The organism is Mesorhizobium sp. M1A.F.Ca.IN.022.07.1.1, from assembly GCF_003997575.1.
In the GTDB taxonomy this organism is placed as follows: domain Bacteria; phylum Pseudomonadota; class Alphaproteobacteria; order Rhizobiales; family Rhizobiaceae; genus Mesorhizobium.
The window spans coordinates 15,195-27,256 of sequence record NZ_RZST01000035.1 but is presented as its reverse complement, the minus strand read 5'-3'; the positions used below and the strand labels follow the sequence as shown (position 1 = coordinate 27,256).

The 12,062-nt window shown below is 66.0% G+C and carries 11 protein-coding genes and 1 pseudogene; 5 read left to right on the top strand and 7 right to left on the bottom strand.

Translation table 11 applies throughout. The features are described 5' to 3' along the window. On the top strand, nt 1-817 hold an 817-nt coding region (locus EOA75_RS06955; RefSeq protein ID WP_164747299.1), incomplete at its 5' end, for an amidase. A gap of 51 nt (nt 818-868) precedes the next feature. On the opposite strand, the gene EOA75_RS06950 is transcribed toward EOA75_RS06955, so the two are convergent. From EOA75_RS06950 to EOA75_RS06935, 4 genes are all read right to left on the bottom strand, one after another. Next, entirely contained in the window at nt 869-1,600 is a 732-nt protein-coding gene (locus EOA75_RS06950; protein ID WP_082980653.1) for a DUF2270 domain-containing protein, read from the bottom strand. A gap of 111 nt (nt 1,601-1,711) precedes the next feature. Further along, nucleotides 1,712-2,038, bottom strand: a complete 327-nt coding sequence (locus EOA75_RS06945) for a hypothetical protein (protein ID WP_127323929.1) — start codon at nt 2,036-2,038, stop codon at nt 1,712-1,714. 11 nt (nt 2,039-2,049) lie between these two features. Further along, the gene (locus EOA75_RS06940; RefSeq protein WP_127323928.1) at nt 2,050-3,276 is read right to left on the bottom strand and encodes an ABC transporter substrate-binding protein; all 1,227 of its coding nucleotides are present in this window, start codon (nt 3,274-3,276) and stop codon (nt 2,050-2,052) included. A gap of 17 nt (nt 3,277-3,293) precedes the next feature. Next, the gene (locus tag EOA75_RS06935; RefSeq protein WP_127323927.1) at nt 3,294-4,817 is read right to left on the bottom strand and encodes a sulfatase-like hydrolase/transferase; all 1,524 of its coding nucleotides are present in this window, start codon (nt 4,815-4,817) and stop codon (nt 3,294-3,296) included. Nucleotides 4,818-4,926: 109 nt separating this feature from the next. Between EOA75_RS06935 and EOA75_RS06930 the strand changes: the two genes are divergently transcribed. After that, the gene (locus tag EOA75_RS06930) at nt 4,927-5,820 is read left to right on the top strand and encodes a LysR substrate-binding domain-containing protein (RefSeq protein ID WP_164747298.1); all 894 of its coding nucleotides are present in this window, start codon (nt 4,927-4,929) and stop codon (nt 5,818-5,820) included. Between the two features lie 33 nt (nt 5,821-5,853). On the opposite strand, the gene EOA75_RS06925 is transcribed toward EOA75_RS06930, so the two are convergent. Further along, entirely contained in the window at nt 5,854-6,042 is a 189-nt protein-coding gene (locus EOA75_RS06925; protein WP_067322650.1) for a hypothetical protein, read from the bottom strand. Nucleotides 6,043-6,433: 391 nt separating this feature from the next. Between EOA75_RS06925 and EOA75_RS06920 the strand changes: the two genes are divergently transcribed. After that, nucleotides 6,434-8,743 (top strand): cation:proton antiporter, encoded by a 2,310-nt coding sequence (locus EOA75_RS06920; RefSeq protein WP_245466584.1) that lies wholly within the window; start codon nt 6,434-6,436, stop codon nt 8,741-8,743. Nucleotides 8,744-8,786: 43 nt separating this feature from the next. Here the strand turns inward: EOA75_RS06920 and EOA75_RS06915 are convergent, their stop codons facing one another. Next, nucleotides 8,787-9,422 (bottom strand): ankyrin repeat domain-containing protein, encoded by a 636-nt coding sequence (locus EOA75_RS06915; protein ID WP_127323925.1) that lies wholly within the window; start codon nt 9,420-9,422, stop codon nt 8,787-8,789. A 269-nt stretch (nt 9,423-9,691) separates the two neighbouring features. Beyond that, the gene (locus tag EOA75_RS06910) at nt 9,692-10,903 is read right to left on the bottom strand and encodes an MFS transporter (protein WP_127323924.1); all 1,212 of its coding nucleotides are present in this window, start codon (nt 10,901-10,903) and stop codon (nt 9,692-9,694) included. Nucleotides 10,904-11,338: 435 nt separating this feature from the next. Between EOA75_RS06910 and EOA75_RS06905 the strand changes: the two are divergent. Together EOA75_RS06905 and EOA75_RS35555 are read left to right on the top strand one after the other, a co-directional pair. Next, nucleotides 11,339-11,758, top strand: a pseudogene (locus EOA75_RS06905) (VOC family protein). Between the two features lie 153 nt (nt 11,759-11,911). Beyond that, a complete protein-coding gene (locus EOA75_RS35555; RefSeq protein ID WP_259979814.1) occupies nt 11,912-12,037 on the top strand; it encodes a hypothetical protein in 126 nt (41 codons plus the stop codon). Nucleotides 12,038-12,062 lie beyond the last annotated feature (25 nt).

The window sequence follows — 12,062 nt, the reverse complement described above, 5'->3', positions numbered from 1 at the left end:
TCTGTGCGGCGTCTATGGCTTCAAGCCGACGCAGGCGACGGTGCCGATCACCGGCAGCTACGCCGATCCGCCCGACCTGCCGCGCAGCTTCCGCCTGCTGTTCGACATCGGGCCTCTGGCCCGCGATGTCGACGATCTCATCCTGGCCCACCGCATCATCGCCGGAGCCGACGGTCTCGACACCGAAGTGCCGCCGGTGGCGACGGACGAGGCGCCGGAGCCGCCGCTGGGGACGCTCAGGGTTGCCTTCGCGCCCGAATTTCCCGGAGTGCCGACCGCGCTCGACATCGCCGACGCGATCGCAGGCTTCGCGGGCGCCATCGAGGTCGGCCGCGCGCGGGTAGGGCAGGCATTGCCGCAGCACGATTTCGCGGCGGAGCGGGCGCTGTTTTCCGATCTCATCACCTGGTATTCGCAGGTCTTCCGGCAGCCGCGTGAAACCTCGCCCTCGCTGGCCGCCTATCTCGAGGCGCTCAACCAGCGCGACGAATTCATCGCTGCCTGGGAGCGGTTCTTCGACGGGTGGGACGTGCTGGTCTGTCCGGCGATGATGTGCACGGCCTTCCGCCACCGCGAAATGGGTGCGCCGATCCCCGTCGACGGCATCGAGACGCCCTACTGGAGCGGGCTCAGCCACGCCTGCCGCTTCAACCTGACCGGGCATCCGGCCGCCGTCATTCCAATCGGTGTCGACCGGGAGGGCCTGCCGATCGGCGCCCAGCTGGTCGGCCGCCGCCATTCGGACATGAAGCTGCTGGCCGTGGCGAAAGCGCTGGCGCGTCTCACCGACGGTTTCGTCAGGCCACCGGGATTGTGAGCGCGTGGAAACGGCGGGCTGCCTGAAAGACCAAGGGCCGCCGCCCCAGGCTCAAACATGCACGTCGCCGAACGACAGTTCGCCGTCGTCGGCGCGCATCAGGAAGGCGGCGGCAAGCATCGCGAGATAGAATACGACGACGCCGCAGACCACCACGACGCCGGGGATGGGACCGAGCGTCGCCACGCGAAAGGTGTCGAGCAGCGAGGCGCTGAAGCCGATCGGCGAGCCTTCGCGCTGCAGGCTGGGCGTGGTGATCTTCAAGACCCAGGCAAGCATCAGGATCGTATACATGAAGACGTAGTTTCGGCGCAGCCTCCGGACCAGTGCCGCGCGCTGCGAGATGAGGAAGCGCGGCGATCGCAGGCCTTCGCCGAGGATGGCCAGCCAGTTGGAGGCGAAGTCCGGCTGCGGCGAAAAAATCTGCGCGAAGTAATAGCGCTCGAACTGACGCACCCGCGCCCGATAGACGTCGAAGAACCGGTAGCGCCGCGCTTCGATCCATAGAAGCAGCGTGATGAGCAGCATGGCGAAGAGCAGCACGCCGTGATGCGCCGAGGGCGTCGACAGCGATACGGACAGCATCGCCGCCACCACGGTGATCGCCCAATTGCTGGTGCGGTCGAGCCGGTCGCGCCAGCCCGCCATGCGCCCGATTTCCGCGCGGTGGAAATGCGACATGGTGGTTGCGAATTCGGAGGAAGTGAGCTTCAGCGCGAACGCATCGGAGCCTCTAGGCGGCGCCGCTGCTTCGGCTGGCTTTACGGTCTGGACCTGCGACATCCCCTTGCCACGTGCCTCCCGCCGTGGCCGGCCGTTGAGCCGGCCACACCCCATATAGCACAATGTGGGGCCGGCAGAAATGTTCCTGCTGACGCTCTCCGGCGGAAGCTCTTATGCGCTCAGCCAGACCCGTTCGGCCACGCGATGATCGCTGAGCAGGAAGTTGGGGTTGGGAACGAATCCCTTCACCTCCAGGCGCGCCGCGTCGATCCAACTGGCGAAGGTCGGGATGATGGTCGGGCACTCGTCATGGATCATCTGCTGCAGCTCGAAATAGACGCCGCGGCGTTTCGCCGGATCGGCCAATGAGCGCGACTCCGTCAGCCGTCTGTCGAAGCTGTCGTTCTTCCAATGCGTTTCGTTCCACGGCGCGCCCGAGGCGTAGACGGAGGAAAACATCATGCTCGCCGACGGCCGCCCGGCCCAGAAGGAAGCCACCCATGGCTTCTTCAGCCACACGTCGCTCCAGTAGCCGTCATCGGGCTCGCGCTTGACATTGATGGTGATGCCGGCGGGCTTGGCCGATTGCGCGAAAAGCTCGGCCGTGTTGACCGCCTGCTCGAACGCCACGGGGGCGGCGTGCAGCTCGAGGGTAAGATCGCTCTTGCCGGCTTTCTTGAGGTGAAAACGGGCCTGTCCGGATCGTAGGCGCGCTGCGCGATGTTAGGATTGAAGCTCGGATCGCCGGCAGCGATCGGATGGTCGTTGCCGACCCGTCCGAAGCCGGCCATCAGCAGCTTCACCATCTGCTCACGGTCGAGCGCGTGCTTCAGCGCCAGCACGACATCGGGGCTGTTGAACGGCTCCTTCGTGGCGTCCATCGGCAGCGAGAAATGCTGCTTGCCTTCGGTGACCAGCAGATAGGCGCGGGGGTCCTTCTTGAGCAGCGGTGCGATCTTGTAGTCGATGCCGTTGACGATGTGCACCGAGCCGCCTTGAAGAGCCGAGACGCGCGCCGCGGCGTCGTTGATCACCACCGATTCGACCGTATCGACATGGCCGCGATCGCTGCGCCAGTAGGTCTCGTTGCGGGCGGCGATGGCGTGCACGCCGGGCTGGAAGGCGGTGAGCTTGAACGGACCGGTGCCGATCGCTTTCGACCAGTCGGCGAAGCCTGCGGGCACCATGGCGAAATGCAGATCCGACAGCACATAATCCATGTCGGGATTTGGCGATTTGAGCAGGATCTCGACTTGCGTCGGCGAGATGGCCCGCACTTCCGCGACGTCGGCGACCAGCCCTTTGGCCTTCGACTTGGTCTTGTCGCCGATATGCAGGCCCAGCGAGTATTTGACGTCGTCGGCGTCGAACGTCTTGCCGTTGTGAAACTGCACGCCCGGCCTGAGATTGAGGATCCAGCGCATGTTGCCGTCGCTGGCTTCCCAGCTTGCCGCGAGCTCCGGCGCCGGCTTGCCGTCATCGCCGATCTCCACCAGCGTGTTGTAGACCTGCCGCGACACGTTGATGGAAAAAGTGCCGATCAGCTGCGTCGGGTCCAGCGTGTCGGCGGAGCTGCCGCCGTTGAGGCCAAGGCGCAGCGCGCCGCCTTTGCGCGGCGCCTCGGCAAGGCCGGTATGTGGAAACGCCGCCGTGGCGAAGGCAGCCGCAGCGGCCGTCTTGATGAAGCTGCGGCGGTTCATGCTGTCCAGGCTCGAGAAGACGCTTCTGTCGTTCATGTCATTCTCCCATTGGTTCAGTAGGCGCCAAGGACTTCGTTGACCATCAGCGGCTGTGGCGGCAGCCGCCGGTCGAGAACCGCGCTCAGTGCGCGCGCCTGCGCGCCGAGTGCTCGCTCGGGGAACAGGTTCCAGTGCTCCCAGGGGTCTTCGCGAAGATCGAACAGCTCCCCCCAGGCCGGCTGGTTGGGATAGCGGGTGAACCGCCACTCCTTGGAGATGATCGACTGGTTGTAGAGGCAGGCGTCACGTCGCGGATGATATTCACCGAACAGGAAGTCGCGGACGTCGGCGACCCGGCCGTCGATCAGCGGCTTGAGATCGGTGCCGTCGGTCGCGGGCGCCGGCAGGCCGAGCAGCGATGCGATGGTCGCGAACAGGTCGAGGTGGCTGGTCAGCGCATCGAGGCTTGTTCCGGCGCGGATGCCTGGACCGCTAAGAACCAGCGGGACCTGCAGCAGTTGTCGGTACGGCGGTGGCCCCTTGCGCAGCAGCCCGTGGTCGCCGAGCAACTCGCCATGATCGGCGGTAAACAGCACGAAGCTGTCGTCGAGCACGCCAACGTCGTCCAGTGCGACGAGCAGCCGCCCGACGGCATCGTCGATCATCTGGATCATGCCATGCGTGTGGGCGATTGCGATGGCCAGCGTTTCGTCGGAGATATCGTCGGTGCGCAGGAGGAAGCCCTGCTCGCGCGGCTGTTCGCCGGAGGCGATGTAGGGCACTTTGGTCGGATCGTCGCCTTCGCCGAGATAGGCCGGCATCCGCTCCAGCTCGCCCGCCCGGATGGTCGGCGTGGGCATCAGCTCCGGTCGGAATAGGTCGCAATAGGGCAGGGGCGGGGCGAAGGGGTGGTGCGGGTCCGGAAACGAGACGAACAAGCCGAACGGCTCTGCCTGCTTGCCCTGGCGCTCGATGAAGTCGATCGCCCGATCCGCGATCCAACTGGTGTAGTGCAACTCGGGCGGCACCGCGCTTTTCCAGACTTCGTTCAGATCCTGCGCCCGGCTGTCGGGACTGGCGTCGGGCTCGTAGAGGTCCACCACTTCGGGGTGGTTGCGCTTGAGCCAGGCGGCGTAGTGGCCGGCGCGAGTGGCTTCGTTGGCTTCGCCCATGACGAGGTCGACGGCATCGAAGCCGAAATAGGGACCGTGCCAGTCCTCGCAGCCCGGCCTTTCCCAATAGGCAAGCGATTCCGGCATGCCGCGTTCGACGGGCGCGAGCAGTGGCTGAAAGTGCAGCTTTCCGACGCCTTTTGTGGCGTATCCGGCAAGCGACAGCGCCTGCCACAGATTAGGGAGCCGATCGTCGAGCGCCACGCCGTTGCGCCACAATCCGTGATGGCGTGGATAGAGCCCTGTTGCCATGGTCGCTCGGCTTGGCGAGCAAATCTGGTTAGGCGTGAAATGCCGATGGAAGGTTGCGCCGCGCGCGGCGATGCGGTCGATGTTTGCGGTATGGGCGACGCGGTTGCCGGTGACCGAGAGCGCGTCGTAGCGCATCTGGTCGGCACAGATGAAGATGACATTGGCTCGCTTCACGACGGCTCCGTCCGTTTCTGCCAAGCTTGCAGCTAGGGCCCGAAACGCAGCGAAATCAAAGATCAAGATTTTGGTCCGGTATGTGCTAATCCTATACCGGGAGGAAGAGATGCGTTTTTCCGGGCTCAGCGTTCGTCAACTGGAGGCCTTCGAGGCAACGATGGTGGCCGGCTCCGTGTCGGGCGCTGCGATCGCGCTCAACGTCTCGCAGCCGAGCGTCAGCCGGCTGCTGCAGGAGCTGGAGATCGACACCGGCCTCAGCCTGTTCGATCGATCGCACGGTCGGCTGGTTCCGACTGAGCAGGGCCTGCTGTTCTACGGCGAGGTCGGCAAGACGTTTCATGGCGCGCGCAATCTGATCATGGCGGCGCAGGAGATCAGGGAACTGAAGCGCGGCGTCGTGCGCATCGGCACGCTGGCGGCGATGTCCTTCAACATCGTGCCGGAAGCGATCCAGCGGCTTCGGACGCGCTTTCCAGAGGCCAGGACCACCATCGCGGTGCGGAGCTCGACGGAGATCGTCTCCTCCGTCGCCTCGCGCCTGACCGACGTCGGCCTGGTGGACGCGGGCGTTTCCTTCCTGGATGCCAAATGCGTCGCCACTTTCGAGCGCAATAGCGTTTGTGTCATGGACCAGAGGCATCCGCTTGCCGAGAGCGAGCGCGTCCGGTTGGAGGATTTTTCCCGCTATCCGTTCGTGTCGCTGGGCGAGCTCTATTTCCGCCGCAGCCGCGACGGCGCGAGGCTGCTCGAAGTGACCGCGGCCAACACCGTCGCCGACATCTTCCAGTCATTCTTGGCTTGCGCGCTGGTCAGGGGCGGCCGCTCGCTGGCTGTGGTCGATCCGTTCACTGCGGGCTTCTATTCCGAGTTCGGACTGGCGCTCAGGCCAATCGAGTTCGACATTCCGTTTCGCATCTCGATCATCGTCAATGATCGGTCGGCGACGGGGGCGGCGGCCGGCAAGGTCATCGAGGCGATGACCGATCTGATCGGCCGTTAATCATCATTGCCGGCCGCCGGTCATGGATGCTTCCTATCGCTGAGCGGCTGATATCGGAAACGGCACCACTTCGGCCTCGGGCCGGGCATAGAGGGCGGTCGCGACCGCCTCGATCACAAGGTCGAGCGCCGCAAGCGCCGTGCGGCTGGTCTCGTCGTCGCCGCGCAGATAATGGCAGGCCCTGTCGAGGTGCAGGTGGGCGGCGGCAAAGTCGCTTTTCATTAGCTTCTCCTTATTGCCCCGCCGTGCAGCGACCATGCGTGAGTCGCTTTACCGACAAGCAAAGATGGGCGGCAGCATTTGAATCGAATTGTACGCGACGTCGAAGCTGCTTGAGAGAGGCGGCCGGCGCCGGAGTTGCCACTCTCTCGCGTTGTGAAGGAGATGTCCGGCAGGGTAGAGGAGGCGCTGTCCCGCCGGCATCCCAGCCCTTGCAGGCACCTCCATCACGGTTAAAAGTGGCCTGCTTTGGAGATAGGTTGAATCGACGTTGGTCCTCCACGGCGCCCCCCCCGTCCTGCCGGACATCGCCCCCACAACGGGAGAGAGTGGCAGTTCCACCGCCGTGCAACCGATGCATGTGCGAAACCGTTGTGGCGAGGATAATCGAGGGGTGCGGCAATTGTCCTTCATGCCCAACCGGCGCCGGCCGGTTTCTCTCGCGCTTGCCGCGGCGGCGCTTGCATCGATGCCGGCCGCCGCCTTCGCCGCCGAAAAAACCGGCATGTCGAGCGAAGGCATCTTCGTTCTCGAAGTCATCTTGCTGCTCGTCGTCGGCCGAGGCATCGGCGAATTGCTGGAGCGCCTCGGCCAGCCGGCGGTGATGGGACAGCTGATCGGCGGCATCCTGCTCGGGCCCTCGCTGCTCGGCTGGCTATGGCCCGCGGCCGAGCGGCTGGTCTTTGCCGGCGATGCCGCGCAGAAGTCGATGATCAACGCCATCGCCCAGTTCGGCGTGCTGATGCTTCTGCTGCTGACCGGCATGGAGACGGACCTGAGGCTGGTGCGCCGCGTCGGCCGCGCCTGCTTTTCCATCTCCGCCACCGGCGTCGCCGTGCCTTTCGCGCTCGGCTTCGTGGCCGCACAGTTCATGCCGGCCTCGCTGCTTGCCACCGGCAGCGAGCGCATCGTCTCCGGCCTGTTTCTGGGCACCGCGCTTTCGATCTCTTCGGTCAAGATCGTCGCCATGGTGGTGCGCGAGATGAACTTCATGCGCCGCGACCTCGGCCAGATCATCGTCTCCTCGGCCATCATCGAGGACACGATCGGCTGGGTGATCATCGCCATCACCATCGGCATCGCCACGCATGGCCGCATCGAGCTCGCCAGCCTCGCCTTCACGCTCGCCGGCGTCGCCGCCTTCATGGCCTTTTCCTTCACGCTCGGCCGCCGCATCGTCTTCGATGCCATCCGCTGGACCAACGACACCTTCCGCTCGGAATACGCAGTGGTCACCGTCATCCTCGCCATCATGGGCGGCATGGCGCTGGTTACCGACTTGATCGGCGTGCATACGGTGCTTGGTGCCTTCGTCGCCGGCATATTGGTCGGCGAGTCGCCGATCCTGTCGCGTCACATCGAGGGGCAATTGCGCGGCGTGATCACGGCACTCTTCATGCCGGTCTTCTTCGGCGTCGCCGGTCTCTCAGCCGACCTGACAGTGCTCGTCGATCCCGAGCTTGCACTGCTCACCGTGGCGCTGGTGGCGATCGCCAGCCTCGGCAAGTTCGGCGGCGCCTTCATCGGCGCGGAGGTCGCGGGCATGAGCCGCACCGAGGGCATTGCCGTCGGCTGCGGCATGAATGCGCGAGGCTCGACCGAGGTCATCGTCGCCTCGATCGGTCTGTCGATCGGCGTGATCTCGCACACGCTTTTCACCATGATCGTCACCATGGCCGTCATCACCACCTTGGCCATGCCGCCGACGCTGCGCTGGGCGCTGGGGCGGCTGCCGATGGGGGAGGCGGAAAAGAAAAGGCTGGAGCGCGAGGAGGTCGACCAGCGCGGCTTCATCACCAATCTGGAGCGGCTGCTGGTGGTGGTCGACGAGGGCGTCGTCGGCCGCTTCGCCGCCTACCTCGCCGGTGTCATCGGAGCCGGCAAGCCGACGACCGTACTCCGTACAAGCGGCGAAAGCGAAGCCGACCCCGTCGAGGCGGCGCATCTGGACGAGATCGAGAAGGGCGCTGAGCAGGGCCGCGAGGCGGCGAAGGAAGCCGACGAGGAGCCTGCGCACGAAGTCCCCCTCACACGCCGCCTGCATGACGCTCCGCTCTCCGCCGAGGCGGTCGCCAAGGAGGCGCGCAAGGGCTACGGCATGCTGCTCATCGGCCTCGGCCGAGCGGTGACGGCGAAGGGCGGCTTCTCGCGCCGGCTGAACGAGGTCGCGGGCGCCTTCGAGGGCCCGCTCTGCCTGGTGCTGAAGCCGGCCGGCGCCGGCCGGCAGATGCCGCGCCTTGGGCCGGGATCCGGCAGGATCCTGGTGCCGGTCAACGGCACGGCGAATGCGCGCCGCGGCGCGGAACTCGCGCTTGCCGTCGCCTCCGTCACCGGCGCGCCGGTCAAGGTCCTCTATGTCGCGCGTCCGGGTCGCGACGAACCGCGCGACACCGTCTCGCATCGCCGCAGGGAGGCTGTGCTGAAGGACATTGTCGCGCTTGCCGACCGTTATGGCGTCGAGATCGAGACTGCCATCCGCTCAAGGGCCGCCGCCGCCGATGCCATTGCCCGTCAGGCGGGCAGGAACGTGGCGCTGATCGTCATGGGCGTGGCGCGGCGGCCCGGCGAGGAGCTCATCTTCGGCGAGACGACGAGCGGCGTGCTGCAGCGCTGCCCATGCCCGGTGATGCTGATCTCCGACGCGCGGCTGCGCCGCGACGACGAGGGCAGGGAGGCGCTGAGGTCAGGTACGGGCACGGGCTGAGGGCAGCTTCGGCCTGACGGTTCCAATGGCTGACGGCCGCGCTTCACTTGCCTTCGAAAAAGCGATGGATCGCGGCGTCCAGCTTGCCGATGAGCTCGGCGTTGCGCGTGCTGCCGGCCCAGATCAGCGCATTGAGCCGCATGTCCCTGTTGAGGAAGTTCACCTTGCGGGATTCCAGCAGATATTGCGCGACTTCGAAGTGGCGTCCCTTGATCGCCTCGATGAGCGCGCTGTTGCGTCCCGTCTTGTCGGCGAGATTGACGTCGGCGCCATGCTCGACCAGCAGCTTGACGATATCGAGATGCCCGTTCCTTGCGGCTTCGATGAGCGGCGTCCTGCCGTAATAGTCGGCGCGGGCGTCGATATCGATCTGCGGATGCTTCAGCAGCGACTGGATGCAGGCGAGGTGACCCCTGGCCGCGGCCAAGCTCAATGGCGTGCTCTTCCATTTGTTTCTGCAGTTCACGTCGACCGCCGGGTGGCCGATCAAGGTTTCGAGCACGGCGGTGCGGCCGTTATGCGCGGCGAGGTGCAGGCTTGACCAGCCGTCTTCATCGGTCTGGTTGATATCCGCGCCCGCCGCGAGCTGCGCGCGCGAGGCTTCGGCATCGCCGCTCTCGGCCGCGACCAGCAGGCGGGACCAATTCCTTGCTTCTGCGGCTTCCAGGCCTGTGTCCACTGCAATATCCCCGACCGCGGATGGCGCCGGCCCGGCCGGCATTCAGATGCAGCGTCTTTCTCTCACGGAGAGTTTCACACTCGCCGTCGTCGGGCAATGGATTTCGCGTCGGCGGTGCGGGCAACTCGAGGGGAGATGCCGGCAGGGCAGGTCCGAGCGTGGATCGCCGGCGCCCCATGCGACGGAGAGGGGCGTCGGCGCTTGACGCGCCGCGACCCCCTCTGTCGCCTTCGGCGACATCTCCCCCTCGAGGAGGGAGATTCATCTCGCTATGCCATCTGCAGCCGCTGCCGGCTCGGCTGCGGCGGGAAGGCGATCGCGATGCCGGCGGCGCCCAGGCCGACCAGCGCCGAGCCGATGAACAGCCAGGAATAGCTGGCATAGGCGTCGTAGATCATGCCGCCGGCGAGCGGGCCGAACGACATGCCGAGGCTGGAGAGCATGGTGGCGGCGCCGAACACCGTGCCGATGATGCGCGGCCCGAAATATTCGCGTGCCAGCACCGCATAGAGCGGCATGACGCCGCCGTAGGTGGCGCCGAAGATGACGGCCAGCACGTAGAACTGCTCGAGCCGGCCGACCGCGAGATAGGCGGCGATCACGGCGGCCTGGATGGCAAGGCCGGTGATCAGCACCGGCTTGACCCCCAGCCGGTCGCCGAGCACGCCGTAGAGCAGGCGTCCGCCAAGGCCGGCAAGGCCCTCGACGCTATAGATCGAGACGGCAGCCATCGGCGCAACGCCGCAGGCCATCGCATAGCTGACCATGTGGAAGATCGGCCCCGAATGCGCCGCGCAGCAGGCGAAGAAGGTCATGCCCAGCACCAGGAACTGCGGCGAGCGCAGCGCCTGGCCGACGCTCATGCCGGGATCGTCGGCGGCACGCGCCGGCATGCCGCTGTCGGCCGCCGCGCCAGCCACCTGCGGCTGGCGTACCAGGAAGACGGCGGGCAGCAGGAGCACCCAGGCCATGACGCCGATGTCGAACATGGCGGTTCGCCAGTCATAGGCCGAGATCAGCCAGCGCGCGAAGGGCGAGATGGTCATCGGCGCCACTCCCATGCCGGCCGAAACCAGCGACACGGCAAGGCTACGGTTGGTGTCGAACCAGGCGGTGGTGAGCGCGATCATAGGCGCGAAGAACGCGCTGGCCGCCAGCCCGACGATCACGCCGTAGCTGAGCTGGAAGATCAGCAGCGAGTTGGCTCGGCTCGCCACCACCAGCGCCAGCCCGAGCAGCACCGCGCCGGCAAGCACGACGGGGCGGGCACCGACGCGGTCATAGATCGCGCCCCAGGCGAAGCCGCCGACGCCCATCACCAGAAAATTCAGCGTCATGGCGCTGGAAATGCCGGCGCGCGACCAGCCGGTGTCGATCGACATCGGCTCGAGAAAGATCGCCAGCGAGAACATCGCGCCGAGCGCCACACAGGTCATCAGCGCGCCGGCCGCGACGATGACCCAACGATAGGAAGGATTCATGATTTTCTCCCGTGCCCTAAGGCATCCTGTTTGATGCGGCACGGTTTTTCCAGGTCCATCGCGCCGCTTGCGTCCGAAGGACGCCGCTGCGGACACCGATCCTACAATCTGGTTGCATTTTTTATCCGGATTTTTCGGACGCGTTATCGTCGCCAACGTCGGCGCTCCGTCACGCCCCCCTCTGCCCTGCCGGGCATCTCCCCTCAAGAGCGGAGAATCGGCTGTGTCGTGATCCGCGCCTCTCCTTACAACGTCGGTGATTGGCGAAACCCGCGAAGAAACTGATCTCCCCACTTGAGGGGGAGATGTCCGGCAGGACAGAGGGGGGTGCCTCGCGCCGATCTCTCTACCTGTCAGCAGTCTTCCGCACCCACATTGACCGCGCACCAGGCCCTTCTAGATTGAGCCGCTGCAATCGGGAGGAGGCAACACGCCATGCAACTCTATCGCGGCCGGCTCATCGACCACCTTCATCTGGTGGTGCGCGACGTCAAGGCGAGCCGGCGTTTCTACGGCGCGGTGCTCGAAGTGCTGGGCATCCCGATCGGCGGCGAGGCCGAGGATTATTTCTGGGCGGACGAACTGTTCGTTTCCAGCGCCGATAGCCGCGCGGCCCAGGGCGTGCTCACCGGCCGTCACCATCTCGCCTTCCAGGCCAAGGACCGCGCCATGGTCGACGCCTTCTAACAGGCGGGCCTCGCCGCCGGCGGCAAGGACAACGGCGCGCCAGGCGAGCGTCCCTACCACCCCGGCTACTACGCCGCCTTCCTGCTCGACCCCGACGGCAGCAACATCGAGGCGGTGTTTCATGGCGAGGCGAAGCGTAGTGCGCCGGCGGTGGAGATCAGTTTTTAGCGCGGCGGCGGGCGCCGTTATCTCCCCCTAGCGGCCCCTAGCTAGCGGGGGAGAAAGCGCGACGCACCACCCCCTCGGCTACTTGCTCGCCACCCCGTCGGAGCATCGGGGCTGGGCATCGACGGGCATGAGTTCGAAACCGGCGGCGATGAGTTGCAGCTTCGTTTTCTCGAAATGCCGCTTGGCGCCGCTGTCGATCGCGGCCGGTGCTATCCCGTCACCAATCCGGACGCCATCCGCGTCATCCGCGAGGCTGCCATGCTGGTGCCGATCCGCTAAAATCCATCGATCGGCGGGTGCCTCG

Excerpts from the sequence above, each read along its gene's own strand:
- EOA75_RS06930 (WP_164747298.1), top strand. The coding sequence starts at position 4,927 with ATGCGTTTTTCCGGGCTCAGCGTTCGTCAACTGGAGGCCTTCGAGGCA.
- EOA75_RS06910 (WP_127323924.1), bottom strand. The coding sequence starts at position 10,903 with ATGAATCCTTCCTATCGTTGGGTCATCGTCGCGGCCGGCGCGCTGATG.
- EOA75_RS06950 (WP_082980653.1), bottom strand. The coding sequence starts at position 1,600 with ATGTCGCAGGTCCAGACCGTAAAGCCAGCCGAAGCAGCGGCGCCGCCT.
- EOA75_RS06925 (WP_067322650.1), bottom strand. The coding sequence starts at position 6,042 with ATGAAAAGCGACTTTGCCGCCGCCCACCTGCACCTCGACAGGGCCTGC.
- EOA75_RS06940 (WP_127323928.1), bottom strand. The coding sequence starts at position 3,276 with ATGAACGACAGAAGCGTCTTCTCGAGCCTGGACAGCATGAACCGCCGC.